We start from the raw sequence: 24,593 nt of genomic DNA on the forward strand, positions 1-24,593 counted from the left end.
GTCGAGATGATCGAGAGCTGTCTGGACTCCGTCTGGTCGCTCGAGCTCTTGCTGCTGCTGTATTCCCAGCCCGAGCGCAGCTGGACGACGACAAGCCTCGTGACCGAGCTGCGCAGCAGCGAACTTGTCGTGGCCCAATCGGTGCGGGGCCTGGTTGAGGCAGGGCTGGTGGTGCAACTCGAGCCAGGCAAGCTGCGCTTTTCAGCAGCCTCGCCCGACATTGCCGGCTTTGTGGCAAGGCTCGAGCGCGACTATCGCGCGCGCCCCAACTATATTCGCCGAATAATCGTTGGTCGGTCCAACGCCAAACTGCAATCCTTTTCCGACGCGTTCCTGCTCAGAAAGCCATCCAAGTGAACGAGGCTATTCCGGTTGCCATTTACGTGCTGTGCATGCTGGCCAGCACCGCCTGCACCTGGCTGCTGTTGCGCGGGTTCTGGCGCAGCCGCACGCCCCTGCTGTTCTGGGCCGGAATCTGCTTTCTGTTTCTGAGCCTCAACAGCGTGATCGTCCTGTTTGACCTCTTGATCTTCCCGCTATACGACCTGCGGGCTTGGCGGCATGCCGCTTCGCTGGCCGCGGTCAGCGTGTTGATCTTCGGTCTGGTCTGGGAATCGGAGTAGGCGATGTTCGACTTCGTTTCCGGCCTGATCACGATGGGCTTTGTGGTTTCCGGACTGTTTTTCCTGCGTTTTTGGGCGCGCACCCGCCAATTGCTGTTTGCTGCCTTTGCAGCGGCGTTCTGGCTGCTGGCGGCCAATCAGGCGCTGCTGGCGCTGTCCGGCTTGCCGGCCGAAGAACGCAGCTGGCTTTATCTGCTGCGCCTTTCAGCCTTTGTGCTCATCATCATCGCCATCGTCCTCAAGAACCGACGCTAGGGCCGACATCACCTCGTGCCAAGGCGCGCGGTGGAGCGATCGACTGGCGCAACGCCAGCGGGCAATCCATCTTCATGCGCACCGGCCGCTCCGCCTTGATGACGGCCGCATCAAACAGGGCCCCAACCGCCCAGCGCGCCATCTCGTCATGGGGCAGCACCACGCTCGAAAGCGGCGGCTGCAGATAGCGCACCAGATCCTCGTCGTCGTAACCCATCACCGAAAGATCATCGGGCACGCGAAGGCCGCGATTGCGGATAGCGTCGCAAGCACCCACCGCCATCCGGTCATTAAAGCAAAACAAGGCAGTGGGCGGCTCGGGCAGCGCCAATAGCTGCGCGGTGAGATCGCGCCCGCCCGTCACGGTAAATCCGCCCGCAAGGATGAGGTCTGGGTCCACCGGCACATCCCAGCTCGCCAGGGCCCGGCGATAGCCGAGCTCCCGGTCCCGCGCCGCTTCCATCCAGCTTTCCCCCGCCAGATGCGCAATGCGGCGATGCCCGGCCTTGAGCAGGGCTTCGGTGGCCGCAAAGGCGCCCGCCACATCGCCCGGCAACACGGCAGGAAACCTTCGCTCGTCATCGTGGCAGTTCAACAAAATGGTCGGGATAGCTTTCAGCCGCTCGGGCGGGGTCACCCCCTGGGTCACCAGGGCTGCATAAACCACCCCCTGCAATTGCGTCGCTGCCAAGAGATCAAGTGCCGCTTCTTCCAGCGCCTCGTCGCGCCGGGTACAAAACACCGCGACGATGCAATCATGCAGCGCCGCCTCGTCGCGCGCCCCTTCGATGAACTGGGCATCAAAGGGGGTCGTCGTCACATCGTCGATCAGCAGCCCGATCACCCGGGCCCCGGTTGGTGAGCGGTGCAGGCGCTGCGTCTTGCGGTACCCGAGCGCATCGGCGGCTTCCAGCACCCGCTGCCGGGTGGCCGCCCCGACCCGGGCATTCTCCACCTCATTGAGCACGAGCGACACGGTGGCTTGCGAAACCCCGGCGTGATTGGCGATGTCGGTCATTGTCGCGCGCTTGCCCATCGCCTTCTCCTTGCCTCAAGCTCCCCCGCACCCAATCTAGGGGTGCGATGGTGCGGCTTGCTTAGCCTCTTGCCGGCGAACTCCGCCAGCGCTAGAGCTGATAATAATATTATCAAACCCCGAGCTGATATTAGCGCAGCCCGGCCGGAGTGCACAACATGACGCAAGCAGCGGTTGAAGCGGGCGAAAGACTGCGGGCAGTTCTGTCGCTTGATGGTGAGTGGAGCTTCACGCACGAGAGCGACGGGCGAACGCGCACCGCTGATGTGCCCAACCCATGGCAGGCCGAGTTCGCCGATCTGCGCTATGCCTCGGGGCGAGCCATTTATGGCCGGAGCTTTTCCGTCCCCGCTGATTGGGACGGCGGCACGCTGGTGCTCTGCTTTGGGGCCGTGAGCTATTTCGCCGAAGTCAGCCTCAATGGCACGCCGCTAGGCAGCCATGAAGGCGGCTACCTGCCCTTTGAGATCGTGCTCCCGCCGGGCACAAGGGGCGAGAACCAGCTCGAGGTCGCGGTCACCCTGCCCTCGGGCGATCGGCGCAACTACCCGGACTTTCCGTTTTCCGAAATCCCTCACGGCAAGCAAAGCTGGTACGGCCCCTTGGGCGGCATCTGGCAGTCAGTCACGCTGGAGCGGCGCGGGGTCGCCCATCTCACCGGCTGCGCCATCACCCCTGATCCAGATACCGGCGCGGTGCTCGCCCGCCTAACCCTGTCCGCCCCGGCACAAGTCGCCCTTTCCGTGCTGGCGAACGATGGCACCGTAGTCGCAACCGCAACGGGCGACGCCACGGCCGGGCAAAGCGAGTTCAGCCTTGCCATCACGGACCCGCTGCTTTGGTCGCCGGAGCACCCCCATCTCTACCGCCTGCAAGTCGAGCTCAGCATCCCGGTGGGCGTCAGCGACCGCACCAGCCACAGCTTTGGTTTTCGCAAGATCGAGTCGCGCGACGGCAAGCTGTTCCTCAATGGCGAGCCGCTGTATATGCGCGGCGCGCTCGACCAGGATTATTATCCCGACGGCATCTGCACCCCGCCTTCGCTCGAGTTCATCGAGGACCATTTCCGCAAATCCAAGGAGTTGGGCCTCAATCTCCTGCGCTGCCACATCAAGGTGCCCGACCCGCGCTACTATGAAGTGGCGGACCGGATGGGCATGCTGATCTGGACCGAAATCCCCAATGTTGCGACCCTGACCCTGGCTTCGGCCGAGCGGCTGCGCCAGACGATGAAGGGCATTCTCGAGCGCGACGGCAACCACCCCTCCATCATCTGCTGGACCATCATCAACGAAGACTGGGGCACGCGGCTGGTGGAAAACGCCGACCACCGCGCCTGGCTCAAGGAAACCTTTGATTGGCTCAAGGCGCTCGACCCCACCCGCCTTGTGGTCGACAACTCGCCTTGCATTCCCAATTTCCACATCAAGACCGACCTCAATGACTACCATTATTATCGCTCCGTGCCCGAGCGTCGCACCGAATGGGAGCGCCTGACCGAAGAGTTCGCAGCCGGGGCCGACTGGACCTTTTCGCCCCATGGCGATGCCGAACGCACGGGCAAGGAACCGCTGATCGTTTCGGAATTCGGCGTCTGGGGACTGCCCCGGCCTGCCGAGGTCGCCAACCCCGATGGGTCGGAGCCCTGGTGGATGGAAACCGGCTTTGGCTGGGGCGACAACTCCGCCTATCCCCATGGCCTGCAGAACCGTTTCGCCGCCTACCATCTCGATGAAGTGTTCGGCAGCTTCGATGCCTTTATCGAAAAGGTGCAGTGGTACCAGTTCGACAATCTCAAATACCAGATCGAGGCGATGCGGGCCCGCCAGCCCATCCAGGGCTATGTGATCACCGAGATCACCGATGTGCATTGGGAAGCCAATGGGCTCCTCGACATCCGGCGCAATCCGCGCGTGTTCCACGAGCGCTTCCCCCAGATCAACGCCGATCTCGTGATCGTGCCCAATATCCTCCATTATTCCGGCTGGGCCGGCGAAAAGTTCAGCTTCGGCCTTTCCATCGCCACCGGGGGCACCCGCCTGCCGGCCGGCGCGATCCTCCACTGGTCGCTCGCCGATGGCCCCTCGGGCACCATCCCCGTCCCCCAGGCGGACGCACTGGAAGTGATCGATCTCACCCCAACCGAGCTGCAACTGCCGGGCTATGACAGCAACCGGATCGCGACGCTGTCTTTCGCCTTGCGCATTGGCGAGCAGGAACTGGCGCGCAACAGCGTCGACCTTTCGGTCTTCACCCCGCGCCAATCCCAGCGCGAGCTGCGCCTTCATACTCGGGACGGCAGTCTTGCTGCTTTCCTGCAGGGCCTTGGCTACAGCATCGTATCGGCCGCCCATGCCGATGTGACCGTTGTTTCCATGCTCGACGCCCAGGACATCGAGGCAATGCGCTTTGGCGCGCGTTATCTGGTGCTAGCCCATCCCAAGCTGCAGGAAAAAAAGAACCTGCGCGCCGATGCCCCCCGGCGCGAACCGCCCAACATGCCGGTTGAGGACGAACAGCCGGGCCTGCATATGGGCTTTGAAACCCAGCTGCCCAATATCGCGCTCCATCCGCGCCAGGGCACGATCTGGCGCGGCGACTGGATCGCCAATTTCAGCTGGATCAAGCGCAATGGTGCCTTTGCGGCCTTGCCCGGCGGCCCCATGCTGGACATCGCCTATGACCGGGTCGTCCCCCGCCATGTGCTCGGGGGTATGCGCGACTGGGAATATGATGGCCTCGTGCATGCCGGGCTGGTCGTGGGCTGGGTGCATAAGCCAGCGGCCACCATCATCGAGCGCCGGATCGGGCGCGGCGCGCTGGTTGCCACCACCTTCCGGGTGATGCAGGACCCGCCCGGCGTTGATCCGGTGGCCGCAACCCTGCTCGATGGCATGCTCGCCACCATCGCCCAGCTGGAGCTAAACTAAGCACAAACAAGGGGCCGCTATCGCCGCGGCCCCAGCCCTCAGCCCGCGAGCATGCTGCCCGTGCTCATGCGGCGCTGATGCCAGGACAGTGCTTCTTCCAGCAGATGGGGCGTATGCCCGCCCCGGGCGCTGGCGCGCGTGAAATAATCCTCGAGCTGCGCCCGGTAGTCGGGGTGCACGCAATTGTCGATGATGGCGCGGGCCCGCTCGCGCGGCGCCAGGTCTCGCAGATCGGCGAGGCCACATTCGGTGATGACGACATCGACGTCATGCTCGCTGTGATCCACATGGCTCACCATCGGCACCACCGAAGAGATCGTGCCGCCCTTGGCCATGGATCGCGTCACAAAGATCGACAGATAAGCGTTGCGCGCAAAATCCCCCGAGCCGCCAATGCCATTCATCATCTGGGTGCCGTTCACATGGGTGGAGTTCACATTGCCATAAAGGTCGAACTCGAGCGCGGTGTTGATCGCGATGATCCCGAGCCGCCGCACCACTTCGGGGTGGTTGCTCATTTCCTGGGGCCGCAGCACCAGCCGATCGCGATAACGGTCAAGATTGGTGAAGACGCGCCCGGCACATTCCGCCGTCAGGGTGATCGACGAGGCCGAGGCAAACACCAGCTTGCCGGTATCAAACAGATCAAAGGTGGAATCCTGCAGCACCTCGGAATACATCTTGAGATGATGGAAGGGCCCATCGCCCAGCCCCGCCAGCACCGCATTGGCGATGGTGCCGATCCCCGCCTGCAGCGGCTGCAATGACAGATCAAGCCGTCCGGCGGCCACTTCGCTTTCCAGCAAGCCGATAAGCTTATCCGCGATGGCGTTGGTATCGGCATCGGGCCGTTCATTGTTGGACGCGCTGTCGGCAGTATGAGTCAAGACAATCCCCACGATCTTGTCGGGATCGATCGGCACATAAGGCAGGCCCACCCGGCTGTCGACGGCAACAATGGGAATGGGCAGGCGCGTCGGGCGCTTGGAGGGGAAATAGATGTCGTGCAGCCCTTCCAGCGCCAGCGGCTGGGCGAGGTTGATCTCGACAATGATCTTTTTGGCGAGAACGGCAAAACTGGCCGAATTGCCCACCGAGGTGCTGGGCACGATGCCCCCGGTCTCGGTGATCGCTGCCGCCTCCACAATGGCGTAGTCCATCACCCCAAGTTGCCCCGAGCGCAGATGCTCCACCGTTTCGCTCAAGTGCTGGTCGATAAACATCACCTCGCCCCGGTTGATGGCGGCGCGCAGCGTCGTATCCACCTGAAACGGCATGCGGCGCGCCAAAACGCCCGCTTCGGTCAACACCCGGTCGACGTCATGGCCCAGCGAAGCCCCGGTAATGAGGGTGATCTTGAACGGGTCAAGCGCTGCCCGTTCCGCCATGGCCAGCGGCACAGCCTTGGCGTCCCCGGCGCGCGTGAATCCGCTCATGCCCACCAGCATGCCATCCGCCAGCCGGTCGGCCGCTTCGCGCGCCGTGCAAATGCGCTCGAGCAGTTCGGGGCGGCGGATCCGGGCGGCGAGTTCGGCTTGGTTCAACACATCAGCACCAGGGTAGTTGGGGGGAAAGCGGGCGCGCGGCCCGGGCGTGATTTGCTGCCAGTTGCCCCTAGCGGGACATGAACACCGGGATCACCGCTTCACTCAGCAGCACCCGGGTGACGCCGCCCAGCAGGCGCTCGCGCATGCGCGAATGGCTATAGGCCCCGGCGACAATCAGTTGGGCGCGCAGCTTTTCCGCCTCGTTCTGGATCGCTTCGGCGGCATTGCGCCAGCCGGCGATCTCCCGGAGCTCCACCGCCACACCATGCCGGCTGAGATAGCGGGCAATATCGCCGCCCTCGACCACGCCGCTGGCTTCACCCGGCTCATCGGTGACCATGGCGACGACGACCCGCCCCGCCAGTTTGAGCAGCGGCAGCGCATCCTTGACCGCTCGCGATGATTCACGTGTGTCTTTCCACGCCACCAGCACCATATCGAGCGGGCTCGCGGCAGCTTTCATCGGCGGCAGCCACAAGCAGCCGGTGCCCGATTCAAACAACACGGCTTCCTCAATCTGGGGATCCTGCGCTCCTTCCCCGTAGGGCCTGGTGCCAACGAAAAGGTCGGCGGTCCGCGCTTCGGCCGCCATTTGGCTGCCCACCGTCCCGGCAAAACCCGAAACCACGCGCAGCTCGGTGGGCAATCCCATCTTGTCGAGACGATCTTCGAGTGCTGCCTGCCGCTCACGCGTGAGCCGCTCGGCCTCGTTGATCATTTCCTGCAACATCAAGCCCAGTGACGCTTCGGGCCCGGCAAAGATCTCGGGCCGCATATGCACCAAAAGCCCCGTCAGGTGCGCCTCGAAGCTGCGGGCAATTGTTTCGGCGGTGGTCAGGCGAAACTCGTCCTCGGGCGACCCGGTGAGTTGAACCACAATATCCTTCATCTGCCACTCCCGTTGCGGGCCAGCTCAAAGGGCCACCACACCAGACTAGCAAGGCCAAGGCGGGGCAACCTTGACCTCGGTCAAGTCGGCGGGCCACCTCCGTTGCCACGCGGAGCCTTGCTCAAACCATCAAGGCCCGCTAGCGGGTATGCCGATGCAATTGATTCCCGACTTCGACCTGCGGCACTGCAACACCTTTGGCCTGTCAGCCAAGGCGCGCTTTGGCACGACGATCAACACGCCCCAAGACATCCCGGCGCTCCTGGACGCGGCCGAGCGGCTGGACCTGCCGCTCCGCATTCTAGGCCAGGGCAGCAATGTCGTGCTGCGCCCCGTTTTTGAGGGGATCGTGGCGCAGATGGCGATCAAGGGGCGCCAGATCCTGCAGGACACACCCGAGCAAACGATCATCGAAGCCGGCGCCGGGGAAAACTGGCACGACTTTGTCAGCTACACCGTCGCCAACGGCATGCCCGGGCTCGAGAACCTGGCGCTTATTCCCGGCACGGTGGGCGCGGCTCCGGTGCAAAATATCGGCGCCTATGGCCTCGAACTCGCCGACCGTTTCGCCTCGCTTTCCGCCTATGACACGCACGAGCAGTGCTTCGTGCAATTGGGCCTCGAGGATTGCGCGTTCAGCTACCGGCAAAGCCTGTTCAAGCGCGAGCCCAACCGCTTCATCGTTGCGGCGGTGCGCTTCGCCCTGCCCCGTCCTTGGACACCCAATCTGCGCTATGCCGGATTGTCGGAATTGCCGGCGGAGGTCAGCCCCCAGGCGGTCATGGACCGGGTGGTCGAGCTGCGCCGCTCCAAGCTGCCCGACTGGACCAAAACCGGCAATGCCGGCTCGTTCTTTCATAACCCGGTGGTTGATGCCACGACAGTCGAGCGGATTCGCGCCGAGCACCCCGGCGCGCCCGCTTATCCGCAGCCCGATGGCCGCAGCAAGCTATCGGCGGGCTGGCTGATCGAGCAGAGCGGGTTCAAGGGCCTGCGCATTGGCGGCGCCGGCGTGTCCGAGCGGCACGCCCTTGTCGTGGTCAATCATGGCGGCGCAACCTATGCCGTTATCGCTGAGATCAGCGATCGCGTGCGCACGGGCGTCGAAGCGCAATTCGGCGTTATCCTCGTGCAGGAGCCCGAAACCATATGAGCGTCACCATCTACCACAACCCCGATTGCGGTACCTCGCGCAACACCCTTGCCATGATCCGCCAAAGCGGCGTCGAGCCGGACGTGGTGGAATATCTCAAAACCCCGCCCGACCGCGCCACGATCCGCCAACTCGTTGCCGATGCCGGCCTGACGCTGCGTGAGGCGCTGCGCCAGAAGGGCACGCCCTTTGACGCGGTGGGACTGGGGGACCCTTCGGTCGATGAGGAGGCCATGCTGGACGCCATCGCGGCGCACCCGATCCTGCTCAACCGGCCCTTTGTGGTGACTGCCAAAGGCACCCGCCTGTGCCGCCCCTCCGAGCTCGTGCTCGAGATCCTGGAAAACCCCGCGATCGGCCCGTTCACCAAGGAAGATGGCGAAGTGGTGGTCGATGCCGAAGGCCGCCGCGTAGTTTGATCGCGCAGCGCCGGGTTTTGCCCGGCGCCGCAAACTTCAGTTCAGTGCCGCCTGGTAGATCGCCAGCACATCTTCGATGCTCATCGCGCGCGGATTGTTGTCCATCAGCCGGCGAATGGCATGAGCTTCGACCGCCCAGCCGGGCAAGGCCGCGCCCTTGGCGCCATGCGCGCCAAGGCCCATCTCGACCCCCAGCTGCCGGCAGAACTGCATCGCCCCGGCCAGCACCGCTTCTGGGTTTTCTGCTGCCGGCAGGCCAAGCAAGGCCATGATCTCGGCAGTCTTTTCCGGCTGAGCAGGCTGGTTGAAGGCCAGCACATGCGGAAAAATGATCGCATTGGCGAGGCCATGGGGCAGCTTAAGGCGCGTGCCCAGCGGATAAGCGAGCGCATGGCCGGCCGCCGTATTCACGGGCCCGAGGCAGATCCCGCCATAATAGGAGGCGAGCATCATGCCGGCCCGCGCTTCGGTGTCCGAACCATCGGCCACGGCCCGCGCCAAATAGCGCCCGACCAGTTCGATCCCCAGCCGCGCATAGCCATCGATCAGCGGATGGGCCTTGATATTGGTGAAGGCCTCAACGCAATGGGCCAGCGCATCAACGCCCGTCGCTGCCGTCACCGCCGAAGGCACCGAATAGGTCAGTTCGGGATCGAGAATGGCAAGGTCGGCCAGCATGAATTGGCTTTCGATCGCGAGCTTGGCCAGCGTCTCGGGATTGGTGACGAGCGACCGGATGCCCGCTTCCGAGCCGGTGCCCGAAGTGGTCGGCACCTGCGCCAATGCGGTGCGCCGGCCCTTGACCTTGCCCGGCCCCACCACATCAAGAATGGTTTCCGAGCTGTCCCAAAGGACGGCCACGAGCTTGGCCACATCCATCACCGAGCCGCCGCCCAAGCCGATCACGAGATCGGGCTTGAAGGCGCGCGCCTCCGCCAACACCCGCTCCACCGCGGGCAGGTCCGGCTCGGGCGGCAGGTCCACAAACACTTGCAACTCACCGGCAAGGCCGATGCGCTCGACAAAACCCTCCGTCGGCGGCATCGCCACCACGAAGACGCGGCTGAACGCGCTGGCCCATTCGCCGAGCTTGCTGATCGCGCCGGCACCGATTTCCAGCCGCGCCGGCTGCAGCAAGGTAATCGGCCGTGCCATGGAAAGAGTGGCTTCAGCCATTGTCCTGCGCCTCAAGTTCGGCCATCTGGCCCCAAACACTTTCGAGCTGAGCCGCGTCAAGTTCCACCAGCGGCGGGCGCACCCGCGTCCAGCCGGGATGACCGCGCCGCTTGGCCAGCATCGCCTTGATGGTGGGCAGCTGCACATAGGCATTGGAGAGGTTGCGCCAGGCCTCGACCCGGCTCTGCGCCCGGGCCACCTGCTCGGCCTGTGCCGGATCGTGCCAGCCATCGAAAACGACGCGCAGATGCGCCCCGATCAAATTGGACGAGGAGGTGATGCACCCCGCCCCGCCCGACTGCAGCAGCGGCAGCATGAAGGGATCGGCCCCCGAGAGCACCGAGAAATTCTCGAAGGCGCGAGCGAAAGCCTGCATGCTCTCAAGCTTGCCCGAGCTGTCCTTGATGCCGACGATCACGCCCGGGAACGCCTCGCGCAACCGGCCGACCAATTCGAGTGACAAGCCCACCTGAGCGATAGGGGGAATGTGATACAGCACGACGCGCAGCGCATCGCTGCCCACGGCCTCGATCACCTCGGCGTAAAAGCGAAACAGGCCCTCGTCGCTCACGCCCTTGTAGTAAAAGGGCGGCAGCACCACGACAGCCTTGACCCCGGCATCCACCGCATGGCGCACGAGGGTCACGGTATCGGGCACATTGGTCTGCGAAGTGCCGGGCAGCAGGCGCTGCGGATCGATGCCGCTGCTGATTACCTGCTCGAGCAGCGCCTGGCGCTGGGCAATGGAAAAGCTGTTAGCTTCCCCCGTCGTGCCCAATAGTGCGATGCCGTCGCAACCCTCATCGAGCAGCGCATCGCAGTGGGCGGCAAACGCAGCGTGGTCAGGCGTGCCATCCGCCGCCACCGGCGTGGCCGAAGCGCAGAACACCCCATGGATGGGCAGGTTCAGGGCCGTATTCATGTGTTTTTTCCTGCAACGAGGCGACGCGCATAGGCGATCGCGGCATTCATATTGGTGTGGTTGGCCTTGCCGGTGCCGGCAATGTCGAAGGCCGTGCCATGATCCACCGAAGTGCGGTCGATCGGCAGGCCCAGCGAGACATTGACCGCGGTATCGAAGGCGACGAGCTTGATCGGGATATGCCCCTGATCGTGATACTGGGCGATCACGAGGTCGAATCCGCCATTATAGGCGCGGTGATAAACCGTATCGGCCGAGATCGGCCCCTGCACTTCGATGCCTTCGGCACGGGCCATGGCGACGGCGGGAGCCACCTGCACATCGTCCTCGGTGCCGAACAAACCGCCTTCCCCGCAATGGGGATTGATGCCGGCAACGGCTATGCGCGGCTTGGCGTAACCGATGCGCTTGAGATGCTCGTTGCCGGCGCGGATGGTCGCGAGGATCCGCTCGGGCGTCGCCCGGTCGATCGCTGTTTTGAGCGACACATGGGTCGAGACATGGATGACCTTGAGCCGCTCGGAAGCGAGCAGCATGAAGGCCGACTTCTGCCCCGTCAGGGCCGCGAGCATGCCGGTATGACCATCATAGTGATGCCCGGCCAGGTTCAGCGCTTCCTTGTTGATGGGCGCCGTCACGATGCAGCCGATGCGGCCGGCTTCGGAATCGCGCACCGCCTTTTCGATGAAGCGGAAAGCGGCGTCGCCGCCGCGCGGATCGAGCTTGCCCCAGGGCAGCGGCCCGCCTTCGATCGGCAGGTCTTCCACCACGCCATCAAGATCGAGCGTCACGCCGGTAGCGGCCAGCGCCAGTTCCAGCGTCGCCCGATCGCCATAGATGCGGGTGCGCGCCCGGTCCTCGGGGCTCATCTCGCTGAGCGCACGCACGCTGATCTCGGGTCCGACCCCGGCGGGGTCGCCCATGGTAATGCCGATTACATCGCTCATGCAGCGCCTCCATCGATCCAGCCCTGGGGCAGCCGGACATATTTGATTGCCCGCCGGAAATAGGTGTAGGCGACATGGATCGCCCCATCCTCGCCCTCCAGCAGATAGGGATAGGACAATTCCTTGTTGCGGCCGTCTTCCGAATTGTTGGACAGGCACGTGCCGGGGCTGTCATCGATGACGCGACGAACGGGCCAGGTCAGCCCGCCATCGCTCGAGACGCAGAGGCTCAGAGGCGCGCGCGGCACGCCCCAGATCGGCTGGCAGCCGCCCGTGGCGTCGGGCCGATCGTCGCCCGCTTCGATCTCGTCATAAAGCGAGACGCGCCGGTCGCTCGAAGTGGCGGCGGAAGCGGGGTTGCACACCATGGCCAGCCGCCCGTCGCGCAGGCGCACCACATTGATCGAGGAATTGTTGTTGGGCACATCGGTCGGCTCGGGGGCTGACCAGGTCAGCCCGCCATCAAGGCTTTCCGAGCGATGCACGAAGTCCGACTGCCGGCGGCGATAGAAGGCCACCATATGCTCCCCATCGAGCGGCACGATGGTCATATGCACCGAGCCGATGGAGCCGGGCACTTCGGTCAGCTGCCAGCTCTCGCCATCGTCATGGCTGACGGCAACGCCCGCGGTATCATGGCTGCCGTTCCAGCGCTGGCCGGGGCGCGGGATGCAGCGGAACACCGGCATCATCCAGGCGCCATCGGCGCGGTGCACAAAGCGGGCGCGCACAAACGTGCCCAGGGGCAGATCGACCAGCCGCGGCTCGCCCCCGGCGAGGAGGCCATTTTCGAGCGTGATCGGGCGGGCCCGCAGCAGGCACTCATCCTGGTTGCCAGCGGGCTGGGCGGTGTGGAACAGCTGCCACTCGCCGCGCTCGTTTTGCGTCAGCACCGGGTTCTGCTCGGAGCGCTCGGGATCATTGCTCAGCTGCACCGGCTCGGACCAGCGCTCCGCGCCGGGCGCGAGCGTACAGCCGAACACGGAAATGTCGGATTTCCCCTCGAGCGTGCCGCCGAACCACAGGCAAGCCAGCGTGCCATCCTCCAGGCGCTCGATGAAGGCGGCATGGTTCTGCACCATGGGCGAAGGCAGATAGGCCTCCAGCAAGCCGTCCTGCCCGGGCAGGATCTCCCCCGTCATGCGAGCGGCGATTTGGTCTGGAGTCATGTCTCTCCCCACGGTTTTGGTTGCCGCAAACTCGGCGCGACAATCCATGTTGTCAAGTTATTATTGCCACATTTCACACGGACAAGCTTGAGGGTGATGGGGATTAACGTTTGAATTCAGCTGGTTAGTTGAGAGAACGGAAGACCGCAGCGGCATCCACCCAAATTCGTTTGACAACTCCATGACAGCGCTAGATAGTGCCGGCCAACGGCAAGCCGACTGCTATCGGCGCGTCCGGAGGAACGAGCGGGAGCGCTTCGCAGCGGCGTTCATCCATCCGCAAGCTGCCCTAGGGAGGTAGAATTGATCTTCAAACGCATTCTGGTCGGCGTTCTGCTGGCTTCCACCGCGATTGCCCCGGCAATGGCGCAGTCCGATACCGATATCACCGTGGTCTTGAGCGAAGAGCTCGACCTGGTGGATCCCTGCATGGCCACCCGGTCCAATATCGGCCGCGTCGTGCTCCAGAACATCAGCGAAACCCTGACCGAGCTCGATGTGCGCGGCGACAAGGGTCTGATGCCGCGCCTGGCGGAATCGTGGGAAGACAAAGGCGACGGCACCTGGCAGTTCAAGCTGCGCCAGGGTGTGTCCTTCTCGGACGGCACCAGCTTTGACGCTGCCGACGTCAAGCACTCCTTTGACCGCGTGTTCAGCGATCAGTTGACCTGCGAAAGCGCGCGCTATTTCGCCGACACCGACCTGACCTTCACCGTGGTCGATGACAACACCATCGACGTCAAGGCCGAGCCCGCCCAGCCCATTCTGCCGCTGCTGATGTCGCTCGTGACCATCGTTCCGTCCGAAACCCCGATGGAATTCGTGCGCGAGCCGATCGGCACCGGCCCCTATGCGATGACCGACTGGACCGCCGGCCAGCAGATCGTGCTGACCCGCCGCGACGATTACTGGGGCGAGGCTCCGGCCGTGACCTCGGCCACCTATGTATTCCGCTCCGAGCCCGCCGTGCGCGCGGCCATGGTGGAAACCGGCGAAGCCGATATTGCCCCCCAGATCACCGAAGTGGAAGCCACCAACCCGGCGACCGACTTCACCTATCCCAATTCCGAAACCGTCTATCTGCGCATCGACCAGACCGTCGAGCCCATGGGTGACCTGCGCGTCCGCAAGGCGCTCAACGCCGCCATCGACCGCGAAGCCTTTATCGGCACCGTGCTCGCCGCCGGCACTGAACTCGCGACCGCCATGGTCCCGCCGACGACGCTCGGCTGGAACGCCGATCTCGAGCCCCCCGCCTATGACCCCGAACAGGCCAAGGCCTGGCTCGCCGAAGCCGAAGCCGAAGGCGTCAACGTCAAGGCCCCGGTGGAAGTGATCGCGCGCACCGAGAACTTCCCCCATGTCACCGAAGTCGGCGAAGCCCTGGTGCAGATGCTCAACGAAGTGGGCTTCAATGCCAGCCTGCGCATGGTGGAAGTGGCCGAGCACGAGCAGTACTACTCCAAGCCCTATCCCGAAGGCCGTCCTGCCCAGCTGGTTGTCGCCCAGCACGACAATTCGCGCGGCGACCCGGTATTCTCGATGTACTTCAAGTACCACAGCAACGGCACTCAGTCGGGCGTCAGCGACCCCAAGGTCGATGAGCTGATCGAAAAGGCCACGGCTGCGACCGGCGATGAACGCGCTGCCCTCTGGTCCGAGCTCTTTGCCTATGTGCATGACGAGATCGTCGCCGACGCCCTCCTCTTCCACATGGTTGGCCATAGCCGCGTCAGTGAGCGTCTCGACTTCACGCCCACCATCGCCACCAACCAGCAGCTGCAGCTCTCGGAAATCGGCTTCAAGTAAGCCGCCAGGACTGCCAACCTCTGCGATGCCGGGTCCAAACCCCGGCATCGTCTTTCGCTTCCAACCGGATGATCGGCCATGACCAAACTGATCTCGCAGCGCGCCATCGCCAGCTTGCTGTCGCTCCTGGGCCTGCTCGTGCTGGTCTTTTTCCTGTCCCGCCTCACCGGTGATCCGGCGGCCCTGTTCCTGCCCATCGATGCGACCGAGGAAATGAAGGCGCAGTTCCGCGCCATCAATGGCCTGGACCTACCGCTGATGGAACAGTTCGGCCGCTATGTGTGGGATTTCCTGCATCTCGATTTTGGCGAAAGCCTGCGCAAGGCGCGTCCGGCCATCGATGTGGTGCTGGAAGCCTATGCCTGGACCTTGCCGCTGGCGCTGATCACCATGGCCCTCGTCGTCGTGGCCTCCATTATCCTTGGCGCCCTCGCTGCCTTCAATGTCGGCGGGTTCTTTGACCGGCTGGTGTCGATCATCTCGCTGATCGGCGCTTCGGCGCCCGATTTCTGGATCGCCATCGTCGCCATCGTCATCTTCTCGATCAACCTGGCCTGGCTACCCACATCGGGCGTCGGCACGCCCTGGCACTGGATCTTGCCCATTGCCGTGCTGTTTGTGCGCCCCTTTGGGCTTATCGTGCAGGTGGTGCGCGGCTCCATGCTCGCGGCGCTGAGCGCCCCCTATGTCAAGACGGCCAAGGCCAAGGGCGTGCGCAACCTGCCCATCATTTTCGTCCATACCCTGCGCAATGCCATGCTGCCCGTGATCACCGTGATCGGCGACCAGGCCGCTGCCATGCTCAACGGCGCGGTGATCGTTGAAACCATTTTCGGCTTCCCCGGCATCGGCAAGCTCATGATCGACTCCATCCTGCAGCGCGATTTCAATGTCGTGCTCGCCGCCATCATGGTCACCGCCATTGCCATTTTCCTCATGAACATCCTGATCGACATCGCCTATGGCCTGCTCGATCCGCGCATTCGGCACTGAGGAGGCGCGCGCCATGTCGGACCTGTCCACCGTCACTCCCGCCCCCAGCGAAAAACAGCGCCATTGGCCGCTGCTCTCCATGCTCTGGCGCGACAAGCTGGCCTTTGTGTCGGCCATCGTGCTGCTGATCATCGTCCTCTTTGCCGTGTTCGGCCCCATGCTGCTGGGCGATCTCGCCTCGAGCCAAAACCTGCGCGGCCGCAACAGCCCGCCCTTTGACCTGGCGCGCGGCTGGGCCTTTGTGCTGGGCGGCGATAGCCTTGGCCGCCCCATGCTCGCGCGCCTCGTCGTCGCGGCGCGCTCGACCATGCTGGTTGCGGCCGGCACCGTGGCCGTCGCCATGCTGGTGGGCGCGGTGCTAGGCCTGCTCGCCGGCTATCTCGGCAAGCATGTCTCGCAGGCCATCATGCGCCTGGCCGACGTCATCATGAGCTTCCCCTCCCTCCTCATCGCGGTGATCGTGCTTTACGTGCTGGGCCCCTCCATCCCCAACATGATCCTGGTTCTGGCTATCACCCGCATCCCCATCTATCTGCGCACCACCCGCGCCGAAGTGCTCGAAGTGCGCCAGCGTATGTTCGTGCAGGCCGCCGTGGTGATGGGCGCCTCCAACCGCCGCATTATCCTCCGCCATATCCTGCCGGTGGTTGCACCCACGCTGGTCACCATCGCGACGCTCGATTTCGCCTTTGTGATGCTGGCCGAATCCTCGCTGTCCTTCCTCGGCATCGGCATTCAGCCGCCTGACATCACCTGGGGCCTGATGGTGTCGCAGGGCCGCCCCTATCTGACCTCGGCCTGGTGGCTGGCCTTCTGGCCGGGCCTGCTGATCGTCATCACCACACTTGCCCTCAATCTCCTGTCCAACTGGATGCGCGTCGCGCTCGATCCCGCCCAGCGCTGGCGCCTTGAAGCGCGGAGCACCACCGATGCCTGAGGCCCTGCTTTCGGTTCACAACCTGTCGGTCGATTTCCACACCGCTCGCGGCGCCGTTCATGCCGTGCGCAATGTGTCCTGGTCAGTCAATCGCGGCGAAACCCTCGCCATCCTCGGGGAAAGCGGCTCGGGCAAGTCGGTGTCCGCCTCGGCGGTGCTCAACATCCTCGATATGCCCCCCGCCCATATCACTTCGGGCGAGATCCTCTTTGAGGGCAAGAACCTGCTGGCGATGAGCAACGAGCAGCGCCGCGCCATCAATGGCAAGCGCATCGCCATGATCTTCCAGGACCCGCTGGGCCATCTCAACCCGGTTTACCCCGTGGGCTGGCAGATCGGCGAGGTGATGACCGCCCATGGCCGCTCGGCTGCCGAAGCGCGCGCCCGCACGCTCGATCTCCTCACCCGCGTCGGCATTCCCGAACCCGAAAACGCCGTGCGCAAATACCCCCATCAGTTCTCGGGCGGCCAGCGCCAGCGCCTGATGATCGCCATGGCTTTGGCGCTCAAGCCCGATATCCTGATTGCCGACGAGCCCACCACCGCGCTCGACGTCACCATCCAGGCCGATGTGCTCGCGCTCCTCAAGGAATTGCAGGCCGAAACCGGCATGGGTCTCGTGCTCATCACCCATGACCTTGGGGTCGTCGCCGAAATTGCCGACCGTGTTGTCGTCATGAATAGCGGCCAGATCGTTGAGGCCGGCACGGTCCACGATGTCTACCACAACCCCCAGCACGCCTATACGCGCAAGCTGATCGGCTCGGCCCCCGGCAAGGGCGAGATCCGCCTGCTCGACGCGCAAGCGCCGGTGCTGCTCGAAGCGCGCGACCTCTGCAAGACCTACGGGCAATATACCGCCCTCAAGGGCGTGTCCCTCACCCTGCGGCGGGGGCAAAGCCTGGCCGTGGTGGGCGAAAGTGGCTCGGGCAAATCCACCCTCGCCCGCTCGATCCTGCGCCTCGAGACCGCCGATAGCGGAGCGGCGTTCTGGAAGGGGCAGGACCTGCTCAAGCTCAGCCCGCGCGAGCTGCTCGGCGTGCGCCGGCAGATCCAGATGGTGTTCCAGGACCCCACCCAGTCGCTCAATCCGCGCATGTCGGTTTACCAGCTGATTTCCGAGGGCTGGGACATCCACAAGCTCATGCCCGACCGCAAGCAGCGTCAGGCGCGCGTGCGTGAACTGCTGGAGCAAGTCGGCCTCAGCGCCGAACACGCCACCCGCTATCCCCATCAGTTCTCGGGCGGCCAGCGCCAGCGCATCGCCATTGCCCGGGCCCTTGCGCTTGAGCCCGAACTCATCATCTGCGACGAGGCGGTTTCGGCGCTCGACGTCTCCATCCAGGCCCAGGTGATTGCGCTGCTCAACAGCCTGCGCGAACGGCTGGGAATTTCATTCCTCTTCATCGCCCATGATCTGGGAGTCGTGCGCGACTTTGCCGATACGGTGATTGTGATGAAGGCCGGCGAGATCGTCGAGCGCGGCCCCACCGAGCAGATCTTCACGGCGCCAACGCACCCCTATACCCAGCGCCTGCTTGCCGCGGCGCTCGATCCCGATCCCGAAGTGCAGGCGCAGCGCCGCGTCGCCACCACCGGCCAGGCATGACCCGGCTGGTTGTGCTCGCCGACGATCTGACCGGGGCGCTCGATGCCAGCGCCCCCTTTGCCATGCATGGCCTCTCGACCGCCGTGGCGCTCGCGCCTGCCGGATTGACCGAGGCGCTGGCCAGCGGCACCGAGATCGTGGGCGTATCCACCAATAGTCGCGAGATCGACCCACCCGCCGCCACGGCCGCCGTCCACGAAGCGCTTGCCGAACTGCCCGTCGGCTTGCCGATCTTCAAAAAGGTCGACTCCCGCCTCAAGGGCAATATCCCCGCCGAACTCGACGCTATTCCCTTTCGCCGCGCCCTCGTGATCCCGGCAATCCCCGCCTTTGGCCGCTGGGTGCGCGACGGGCACTTGGGCGGTTTCGGCCTCGCTGAGCCCATCAGCGTCGCCAGCCGCCTTGGCGCGCATGCCGGCAAGGCCACCATTCCCGACGCCACCACCCAGGCCGATATCGCCGCATCGCTCGCCAGCGGCGAGCATGATCTGCTGGTGGGTGCCCGTGGCCTCGCCGAAGCGCTGGCCCAGAGCTGGTCCACCGCAAACGAGCCGCACCTCGCCGCAGCGGCACCGGCGTCAACGATCTGCGTCATCGGCTCCACCGACCCCATCACCCTGGCACAGATCGAAGCCCTGCGGGCGCACCGGCCCGACCTGGTTTATCTCGCCGCCCCGCTCGGAATCGCGCCGGCACAATTGCCTGCCGCCGCGCCCCTCACCCTGCTGCAGGCCACGCCGGGCGCCGAGCCGGCCGAACCTGCCCGCGTCGCCGCCAACCTGGCCGCCTCGCTTGCCCGGCTGGCCCCCGCGCCGGGCACCCGCCTCGTGCTTTCGGGCGGCGCCACCGCCCATGCCATTCTCGAGGCTATGGGCATTGGCGTGCTGTTCCTTGACGGCGAAGCCTTGCCCGGTCTGCCCCTTGCCCGCGGCGGCGGCTTCACGATAATCACCAAATCGGGGGGCTTTGGCGACAGCGACACGCTGCTGCGTCTGCTTGCCTCCCCGGTTGCGGGGCAAGGGGAGTGACACGAACAGCTATGTCCGATGGTCTCCAGGCACGGCGCAGCCTTTCCGACGCGGTTTTCGACCGCATGTTGCGGGCCATCAAATCAGGCGCCTATGGCGTCGATGAGCGCCTGCCCACCGAGCATACGCTGGCGGCCGAATTCCAAGTTTCGCGGCCCGTCGTGCGCGACGCCCTGCAGCGCCTGCGCGATCAGGGGCTGATCTATTCACGCCGTGGCGCCGGCAGCTTTGTGCGCGACCATGGCCTGCGCGAGCCGCTGGGCTTTGGGCAGATGGAGAACCTCTCCGATCTGCAGCACTGCTATGATTTCCGCCTCACCATCGAACCTGAGGGGGCGGCCATGGCGGCAACGCGCCGCACGGATGCGGCGCTCGCCGAAATCCGGGGCGCGCTTGATCTGTTGCGCGACGCCACGAACCGGCAGGCCCACCGCGCCGATGCCGATTTCATGTTCCACCTGGCCATCGCCAAGGCCTCGGGCAATCCCTATTTCTCCACCGCCATGCAGGCGCTGGAAGAACATATCGCCGTGGGCATGCGCTTTCATGGCATGTCGTTGCGCAGCACCAGCGATGGGCTCGCGCATGTATTCACCGAACACACCGCCATTTACGACGCCATTCGCGCAGGCGATGCCGAGGGCGCGCGCCAGATGATGAAAACCCATCTCTCCGGCTCGCGCGATCGCTTGTTCGAGCCGCGCCGCTAGCTACTGCGCCTCGACCATCGCGTCGGTGACCTGGCGGCCGGTGTGGCGCGGGGTGATCAGCTTGCTGAGGTCAAAGCCCTGCCGGCGTGCTTCGGCCAGATAGTCCTCGAGCACCGCCTCGGGCAGTTGCGGCTCACGCGCCAGCACCCAGAGATTGTTGCGGTCCGGCCCGCCCACCAGCGCTACCTGATAGTCGGGATCGAGCTTGAGCACCCAGTAATCCCCGCTGGTGAACGGCAGCCAGCGGATAAACCCCGGCAGAAACGTCACCTTGAGCTTGGCCTTGCTATCATCGACCGGCGTGGCTTCCCCCAGAGCCTGGCTCGGCTTGCCTTCCGCATCAAAGCAGCGATTGTCCACCCGCACCTTGCCCCCATCGGTCGGCGAATAGGTCGCGGTGATGTCGGTGGCGGTCTCGTCCTCCCATTTGAGCGGCAGCCGGCAGATTTCATACCAGCGGCCGAGATAGCGGTTGAGATCGAGCTTGGGGATCGTGGTTACAGCGCTCATGGGGCACTCCTTGCCCGGTCCAACGCCACCCCTGCCGGCAACGTTCCCCCTGCGACAAACCGGCCATTTTGCGGCCCTTGGCGCGCCAAACCGTTGCCGCAAAACCTCACCCCTCCCGCATCTGACCACAAAGAGCACACGATCGTTTGAGGGGCCTGCCCTTTGCGCTGCGTCAACAGTACTGACCTTTCCTTCTCCTCCGGGCCGGCCCCGGCAAAACCACAAAGAACCAAGGATGGTCCAATGACGAGCCCCGTATTGAGCAGACGCAGCTTTCTGGCCGGAGGTGCAGCCCTTGCCGGGCTGGGACTGGCGGGATGCACCAGTTCTGCCCCGGGCCTCGTTGCCGCCTCTGCAATCAGCGCCCCCAATGCACCGCCCGCAGCCAAGCCCCTGCCCACCAGCGTGCCCCCTGACGTACAGGCCATGTATGGCGCCATCACCGATGACCTTTACCCCGTTCGCGCGTCGCGCATGGAACTGGTGCCAGCCGTTTATTGGCGCCAGGAGGTGGACGATCCTACCGGGGAAAAGCCCGGCACGGTGATTGTCGATACCACCGATCGCTTCCTTTACCATGTGGGCGAAAACGGTCGGGCCACCCGTTACGGCGTGGGCATCGGTGCTGCAGGCTTTGAATGGTCTGGGCGTGCCCATATCGCCTATAAGCGCGCCTGGCCGCGCTGGACGCCGCCGTCCGAAATGATCGATCGCCACCCCGAACTCGAGCAATACCGCCACGGCATGGAGCCGGGACCAGACAATCCCCTCGGCGCCCGCGCCCTTTATATCCACCAGGGCAATCGGGACACGATCTACCGCATCCACGGCAACCAGGACGAAACCACGATCGGCAAGGCCGTATCCAGCGGCTGCGTCCGCATGCTGCCTCAGGACATCATCCATCTCTATGATCATGTTCGAAGCGGCGCCCCGCTCGTCGTCGCCTGATCCCCGCAGCATGGGGCTGCCGCCTGGTGCAGCCCCTTAGCCGGCGGTTTGGTCGGCCCGGAGCGCCGCTTCCCAGCGGCGTTCCTCCAACTGCTCGAGGAGGTCGGGAACTCGGCTAGCGGGAATGGGCCGGGAAAACAGATAGCCCTGGCCAAGATCGCAGCCGCGCTCGTGCAGAAATTCGGCCTGCTCGCGCCGCTCGATGCCCTCGGCCACCGTGGTGATGCCCATGCTGCGCGACATTTCCAGCACCGCATTGATCACCGCCGTGTCGCGCCGCTCGCTCGAGCCGATCAGCTCCACAAAAGAGCGGTCGATCTTGAGCACATCCACCTTGAACTGCTGCAAATGCGTCAGCGAGGCATAGCCCGTGCCGAAATCGTCGAGCGCAATGGTGACACCCGCCTGCTGCAGCTTTTCGAGCGTGCTGACATGCCCGCCCATCTGGCTGATCAGCACGGATTCGGTGACTTCGAGCTCGAGCACACTTCCAGGCAGTCCCGCATTGTCGAGCCGCCACAGCACCCGTTCCGCCAGCCCCCGCTGGCGCAGATCGGCAGCCGACAGGTTGAGCGCCACCCGGCCAACCTCCAGCCCGCCTTCACGCCACGCCACGCAATCGGCCAGCACCCGGTCGAGCATGCGATCGGTGATCTCGACCGAGAGCTGGGCATCATCGAATGCGGCGGCAATGCTGGCCGGCGGCTGCAACCCGGACTGGTCATGCCAGCGCAGCAGCGCTTCAAAACCGGTCACCTGCCCCGAGCGCAGGCACAGCTTTGGCTGGTAGAACGGCACGATAGCGTCGGTATCGAGCGCCTTGCGTGCATTGGCCAGCGCCCTGGCTCGCGCTTCGGAGGCCTGCAGCATCTGCGGCTGGAAGCCCCGGATCGTTCCGGGCAAATCCGCCTTGGCGGCATAAAGCGCCAGATCCGCCGCGCGCAGCAGCTCGCCCGCGCTTTGCGCATCTCGGGGAAACACCGCGCCCCCGGCGCAATAGCTGACCGCGATCTGCAGCCCGTCAATGGCAACGGGCTGGTCAAGCGGGCCAAGCCGCTGCCGCGCCACTTCCATGCGCAGATCCTCGGCCGCAAGGCCCGGCGAGATGACCGCAAATTCATCGCCCCCGAGCCGCGCGACGGTTACCCCCTCAGGCGCTGCGGCCACCAGCCGGCTGGCGATCTCCTTGAGCAGCCGATCGCCGGCGGCATGACCCATCGTGTCGTTGAGCGTTTTGAAGTTGTTGAGGTCAAACACCAGCAAGCCCACGATCTCGCCGGTGCCACGCGCCCGCTCCAGCGCTGCATCGAGCCTTTGGGCATACAGCGCCCGGTTGGGCAGCCCCGTCAGCGGATCATGGAACGCCGCCCATTGCAGCTCGGTCTCGGCCTGCTTGCGCGCGGTGATATCGAGCATCGAGCCAACGAACCGCACGGGCTTGCCAGAAGCATCGGGCACCAGCACCCGGCGCGAGGAGACCCAGATATAATCCCCATTCACCGTGCGGAACCGGTATTCCTGGGTATTCTGCCCTTGCCCGTCCCGCCCGAGCGGCTTTTCCATCCCCACCAGGGCACCGCGATCCTCGGGATGCACCTTGTCGGCCCACCAGGCAATATTGGTGCCTTGCGCCAGTTCGGGATAACCCAGAACCTTGCCCGCAATCCCGGTCCAGGTGGTGCGATCGCGCTCTACGTCATAATCCCAGATGATGTCGTTGGTCGCCTCGGACGCCAGCCGATAGCGCTCTTCGCTGCGGCGCAGCGCCATTTCGGCCGCCACCTGATCGTTTATATCCTCGAGCGAGCCATACCAGCGCAGCACCGTGCCGGCTTCGTCGCGCAGCGGCCGGGCCCGGGCCCGAAACCAGCGATAGCTGCCATCGCGAAACCGCACGCGATAACGCACATCGGCAATGCTCCCGTCGCCAGTGCGAACCGCCCGCGCCCACAGTGCGCGCACCGGCTCGCGGTCATCGGGATGCATGGCATTGAGCCAACCCTCGGTAATACTTTGCTCGCGCGACACCGCCACGCACTCCCACCAGCGCGGCCCCATCTCGAGCACCCGTCCATTGGCATCGGACAGCCACTGAATCTGGGAATTGAGCTCGATATAGGCCCGGTGATGGGCTTCGCTGCCCCGCAGCGCCTCGAGCGCCGAGGCCAGCCGCTTGCCATCGGCAGCCGTGACATCCGCCAGGCGCCGGTGATGAAACACCAGCGTCAGCGCCGAAGCCAGCAGCAGCAGGCTCCCTCCAACCAGCACCCCTCCGACACCCGCCAGCTTCAGCTCCGGCCGGGCCGGCAGCCCCGCCAATGGGGCCAGCTCGATGCCCGCACTGGCAACAAAATGGAGAAACAAAACCCCCAGCGCCAGGGCCGCACCCGCGGGCCAGGCCAGCGTCGCCTGGGCGAAGCGCTGCAGCAGCGGGCCCGCAAGCGCGGTGATCGCGATGCCCCCGATCACCGCCATCGCCAACAAACCGTAATCAATCCGCACGATCTCGGCGCCATGCAGCGCTGTCATGTCAAAGAAATGGGCGATGGCCAGTCCCGCGCCGATCAGCACGCCCGCCAGGAGACCACGTGCCCGCTGCGGATTGGCAAAACCAACAATCCAGCCCAGCATCGTCAGCACCAAACAGAGCCCGACCGAAACCAGCGCCTCGAGCGGATTGAAATGCAATCCTGCCTGCGGCAGAAACCCGAGCATTGCAGTGAAATGGGTGGTCCACACCCCCGCGCCGGTGACCACGCCCGCCGCCAACAGCCATAGAACGCGGTCCTGCCCCTTGGCGCCGATGGCCCGCTGGGCCAGGCCGACAGCAGTGAAACTGCTCAGGATGCAAATAATGGCCGCGAGCGCGACATAGGCCGGATCATGATTGTCGACGATACCGGAATAGACGCGCAACATTGAGCTTAACTGGCCCCTCAAGCACTCCCTTCTAGTGCAAAGCCATTGCAAAACCCTGAAT

At 64.7% G+C, this 24,593-nt stretch carries 22 protein-coding genes; 13 read left to right on the forward strand and 9 right to left on the reverse strand.

What is annotated here, in order from left to right:
• The first annotated feature begins 6 nt into the window (after positions 1-6).
• The 3 genes from ELX51_RS17070 to ELX51_RS17080 are packed head-to-tail and all read left to right on the forward strand — an operon-like array spanning position 7 to position 878.
• A complete protein-coding gene (locus ELX51_RS17070) occupies positions 7-357 on the forward strand; it encodes a hypothetical protein (RefSeq protein ID WP_127754619.1) in 351 nt (116 codons plus the stop codon).
• Positions 354-623 (forward strand): DUF5985 family protein, encoded by a 270-nt coding sequence (locus ELX51_RS17075; protein ID WP_248305167.1) that lies wholly within the window; start codon positions 354-356, stop codon positions 621-623. The genes ELX51_RS17070 and ELX51_RS17075 overlap by 4 nt, the downstream gene beginning before the upstream one ends.
• A 3-nt stretch (positions 624-626) precedes the next feature.
• Positions 627-878, forward strand: coding sequence for a DUF5985 family protein (locus ELX51_RS17080; RefSeq protein WP_127754620.1), 252 nt, complete (start codon positions 627-629; stop codon positions 876-878).
• On the opposite strand, the gene ELX51_RS17085 is transcribed toward ELX51_RS17080, so the two are convergent.
• Positions 862-1,914 (reverse strand): LacI family DNA-binding transcriptional regulator, encoded by a 1,053-nt coding sequence (locus ELX51_RS17085; protein WP_127754621.1) that lies wholly within the window; start codon positions 1,912-1,914, stop codon positions 862-864. The genes ELX51_RS17080 and ELX51_RS17085 overlap by 17 nt on opposite strands.
• Before the next feature lie 158 nt (positions 1,915-2,072).
• On the opposite strand from ELX51_RS17085, the gene ELX51_RS17090 reads away from it, so the two are divergent.
• The gene (locus tag ELX51_RS17090) at positions 2,073-4,844 is read left to right on the forward strand and encodes a glycoside hydrolase family 2 TIM barrel-domain containing protein (RefSeq protein WP_127754622.1); all 2,772 of its coding nucleotides are present in this window, start codon (positions 2,073-2,075) and stop codon (positions 4,842-4,844) included.
• 38 nt (positions 4,845-4,882) lie between these two features.
• On the opposite strand, the gene ELX51_RS17095 is transcribed toward ELX51_RS17090, so the two are convergent.
• Complete coding sequence (locus tag ELX51_RS17095; protein ID WP_127754623.1) at positions 4,883-6,388, reverse strand: acetyl-CoA hydrolase/transferase family protein; 1,506 nt, start codon at positions 6,386-6,388, stop codon at positions 4,883-4,885.
• A gap of 70 nt (positions 6,389-6,458) precedes the next feature.
• Complete coding sequence (locus tag ELX51_RS17100; protein WP_127754624.1) at positions 6,459-7,280, reverse strand: universal stress protein; 822 nt, start codon at positions 7,278-7,280, stop codon at positions 6,459-6,461.
• A gap of 154 nt (positions 7,281-7,434) precedes the next feature.
• Between ELX51_RS17100 and murB the strand changes: the two genes are divergently transcribed.
• Together murB and arsC are read left to right on the forward strand one after the other, a co-directional pair.
• Positions 7,435-8,433: a UDP-N-acetylmuramate dehydrogenase gene (gene murB, locus ELX51_RS17105; protein ID WP_206524654.1), complete on the forward strand. Its 999-nt coding sequence runs from the start codon at positions 7,435-7,437 to the stop codon at positions 8,431-8,433.
• Positions 8,430-8,852: an arsenate reductase (glutaredoxin) gene (gene arsC, locus ELX51_RS17110; protein WP_127754626.1), complete on the forward strand. Its 423-nt coding sequence runs from the start codon at positions 8,430-8,432 to the stop codon at positions 8,850-8,852. The genes murB and arsC overlap by 4 nt, the downstream gene beginning before the upstream one ends.
• A gap of 36 nt (positions 8,853-8,888) precedes the next feature.
• Here the strand turns inward: arsC and ELX51_RS17115 are convergent, their stop codons facing one another.
• The 4 genes from ELX51_RS17115 to ELX51_RS17130 are packed head-to-tail and all read right to left on the reverse strand — an operon-like array spanning position 8,889 to position 13,066.
• A complete protein-coding gene (locus ELX51_RS17115; RefSeq protein ID WP_248305168.1) occupies positions 8,889-10,028 on the reverse strand; it encodes an iron-containing alcohol dehydrogenase in 1,140 nt (379 codons plus the stop codon).
• Positions 10,021-10,950, reverse strand: a complete 930-nt coding sequence (locus ELX51_RS17120) for a dihydrodipicolinate synthase family protein (RefSeq protein ID WP_127754627.1) — start codon at positions 10,948-10,950, stop codon at positions 10,021-10,023. Before ELX51_RS17120 ends, ELX51_RS17115 begins: the two co-directional genes overlap by 8 nt.
• Positions 10,947-11,897, reverse strand: a complete 951-nt coding sequence (gene pdxA, locus ELX51_RS17125; protein WP_127754628.1) for a 4-hydroxythreonine-4-phosphate dehydrogenase PdxA — start codon at positions 11,895-11,897, stop codon at positions 10,947-10,949. Before pdxA ends, ELX51_RS17120 begins: the two co-directional genes overlap by 4 nt.
• Positions 11,894-13,066: an exo-alpha-sialidase gene (locus ELX51_RS17130; RefSeq protein ID WP_127754629.1), complete on the reverse strand. Its 1,173-nt coding sequence runs from the start codon at positions 13,064-13,066 to the stop codon at positions 11,894-11,896. Before ELX51_RS17130 ends, pdxA begins: the two co-directional genes overlap by 4 nt.
• A 363-nt stretch (positions 13,067-13,429) precedes the next feature.
• On the opposite strand from ELX51_RS17130, the gene ELX51_RS17135 reads away from it, so the two are divergent.
• The 6 genes from ELX51_RS17135 to ELX51_RS17160 all read left to right on the forward strand — a co-directional run bounded on the left by ELX51_RS17135 (position 13,430) and on the right by ELX51_RS17160 (position 20,152).
• Positions 13,430-14,875: an ABC transporter substrate-binding protein gene (locus ELX51_RS17135; protein ID WP_127755360.1), complete on the forward strand. Its 1,446-nt coding sequence runs from the start codon at positions 13,430-13,432 to the stop codon at positions 14,873-14,875.
• Between the two features lie 78 nt (positions 14,876-14,953).
• Positions 14,954-15,868 (forward strand): ABC transporter permease, encoded by a 915-nt coding sequence (locus tag ELX51_RS17140; RefSeq protein WP_127754630.1) that lies wholly within the window; start codon positions 14,954-14,956, stop codon positions 15,866-15,868.
• Positions 15,869-15,881: 13 nt separating this feature from the next.
• Positions 15,882-16,805, forward strand: coding sequence for an ABC transporter permease (locus ELX51_RS17145; protein ID WP_172125629.1), 924 nt, complete (start codon positions 15,882-15,884; stop codon positions 16,803-16,805).
• Positions 16,798-18,414, forward strand: coding sequence for an ABC transporter ATP-binding protein (locus ELX51_RS17150; RefSeq protein WP_127754632.1), 1,617 nt, complete (start codon positions 16,798-16,800; stop codon positions 18,412-18,414). Before ELX51_RS17145 ends, ELX51_RS17150 begins: the two co-directional genes overlap by 8 nt.
• Entirely contained in the window at positions 18,411-19,442 is a 1,032-nt protein-coding gene (locus ELX51_RS17155; RefSeq protein ID WP_127754633.1) for a four-carbon acid sugar kinase family protein, read from the forward strand. The genes ELX51_RS17150 and ELX51_RS17155 overlap by 4 nt, the downstream gene beginning before the upstream one ends.
• 11 nt (positions 19,443-19,453) lie before the next feature.
• Positions 19,454-20,152, forward strand: coding sequence for a FadR/GntR family transcriptional regulator (locus ELX51_RS17160; RefSeq protein ID WP_127754634.1), 699 nt, complete (start codon positions 19,454-19,456; stop codon positions 20,150-20,152).
• Here ELX51_RS17160 and ELX51_RS17165 read toward each other — a convergent pair whose 3' ends face one another.
• Complete coding sequence (locus tag ELX51_RS17165; protein ID WP_127754635.1) at positions 20,153-20,662, reverse strand: lipocalin family protein; 510 nt, start codon at positions 20,660-20,662, stop codon at positions 20,153-20,155.
• A gap of 243 nt (positions 20,663-20,905) precedes the next feature.
• On the opposite strand from ELX51_RS17165, the gene ELX51_RS17170 reads away from it, so the two are divergent.
• Positions 20,906-21,613 (forward strand): L,D-transpeptidase, encoded by a 708-nt coding sequence (locus ELX51_RS17170; RefSeq protein ID WP_127754636.1) that lies wholly within the window; start codon positions 20,906-20,908, stop codon positions 21,611-21,613.
• A gap of 36 nt (positions 21,614-21,649) precedes the next feature.
• Here ELX51_RS17170 and ELX51_RS17175 read toward each other — a convergent pair whose 3' ends face one another.
• On the reverse strand, positions 21,650-24,532 hold the full coding sequence (locus tag ELX51_RS17175; RefSeq protein ID WP_127754637.1) for an EAL domain-containing protein: 2,883 nt from the start codon (positions 24,530-24,532) through the stop codon (positions 21,650-21,652).
• Positions 24,533-24,593 lie beyond the last annotated feature (61 nt).

Origin of the sequence: Devosia sp. 1566 (assembly GCF_004005995.1) — a bacterium.
In the GTDB taxonomy this organism is placed as follows: Bacteria; Pseudomonadota; Alphaproteobacteria; order Rhizobiales; family Devosiaceae; genus Devosia.

Excerpts from the sequence above, each read along its gene's own strand:
- ELX51_RS17070 (WP_127754619.1), top strand. The coding sequence starts at position 7 with ATGATCGAGAGCTGTCTGGACTCCGTCTGGTCGCTCGAGCTCTTGCTG.
- ELX51_RS17080 (WP_127754620.1), top strand. The coding sequence starts at position 627 with ATGTTCGACTTCGTTTCCGGCCTGATCACGATGGGCTTTGTGGTTTCC.
- ELX51_RS17085 (WP_127754621.1), bottom strand. The coding sequence starts at position 1,914 with ATGGGCAAGCGCGCGACAATGACCGACATCGCCAATCACGCCGGGGTT.
- ELX51_RS17090 (WP_127754622.1), top strand. The coding sequence starts at position 2,073 with ATGACGCAAGCAGCGGTTGAAGCGGGCGAAAGACTGCGGGCAGTTCTG.
- ELX51_RS17100 (WP_127754624.1), bottom strand. The coding sequence starts at position 7,280 with ATGAAGGATATTGTGGTTCAACTCACCGGGTCGCCCGAGGACGAGTTT.
- murB (WP_206524654.1), top strand. The coding sequence starts at position 7,435 with ATGCAATTGATTCCCGACTTCGACCTGCGGCACTGCAACACCTTTGGC.
- arsC (WP_127754626.1), top strand. The coding sequence starts at position 8,430 with ATGAGCGTCACCATCTACCACAACCCCGATTGCGGTACCTCGCGCAAC.
- ELX51_RS17115 (WP_248305168.1), bottom strand. The coding sequence starts at position 10,028 with ATGGCTGAAGCCACTCTTTCCATGGCACGGCCGATTACCTTGCTGCAG.
- ELX51_RS17120 (WP_127754627.1), bottom strand. The coding sequence starts at position 10,950 with ATGAATACGGCCCTGAACCTGCCCATCCATGGGGTGTTCTGCGCTTCG.
- pdxA (WP_127754628.1), bottom strand. The coding sequence starts at position 11,897 with ATGAGCGATGTAATCGGCATTACCATGGGCGACCCCGCCGGGGTCGGA.
- ELX51_RS17130 (WP_127754629.1), bottom strand. The coding sequence starts at position 13,066 with ATGACTCCAGACCAAATCGCCGCTCGCATGACGGGGGAGATCCTGCCC.
- ELX51_RS17135 (WP_127755360.1), top strand. The coding sequence starts at position 13,430 with ATGGCGCAGTCCGATACCGATATCACCGTGGTCTTGAGCGAAGAGCTC.
- ELX51_RS17140 (WP_127754630.1), top strand. The coding sequence starts at position 14,954 with ATGACCAAACTGATCTCGCAGCGCGCCATCGCCAGCTTGCTGTCGCTC.
- ELX51_RS17145 (WP_172125629.1), top strand. The coding sequence starts at position 15,882 with ATGTCGGACCTGTCCACCGTCACTCCCGCCCCCAGCGAAAAACAGCGC.
- ELX51_RS17150 (WP_127754632.1), top strand. The coding sequence starts at position 16,798 with ATGCCTGAGGCCCTGCTTTCGGTTCACAACCTGTCGGTCGATTTCCAC.
- ELX51_RS17155 (WP_127754633.1), top strand. The coding sequence starts at position 18,411 with ATGACCCGGCTGGTTGTGCTCGCCGACGATCTGACCGGGGCGCTCGAT.
- ELX51_RS17160 (WP_127754634.1), top strand. The coding sequence starts at position 19,454 with ATGTCCGATGGTCTCCAGGCACGGCGCAGCCTTTCCGACGCGGTTTTC.
- ELX51_RS17165 (WP_127754635.1), bottom strand. The coding sequence starts at position 20,662 with ATGAGCGCTGTAACCACGATCCCCAAGCTCGATCTCAACCGCTATCTC.
- ELX51_RS17170 (WP_127754636.1), top strand. The coding sequence starts at position 20,906 with ATGACGAGCCCCGTATTGAGCAGACGCAGCTTTCTGGCCGGAGGTGCA.
- ELX51_RS17175 (WP_127754637.1), bottom strand. The coding sequence starts at position 24,532 with ATGTTGCGCGTCTATTCCGGTATCGTCGACAATCATGATCCGGCCTAT.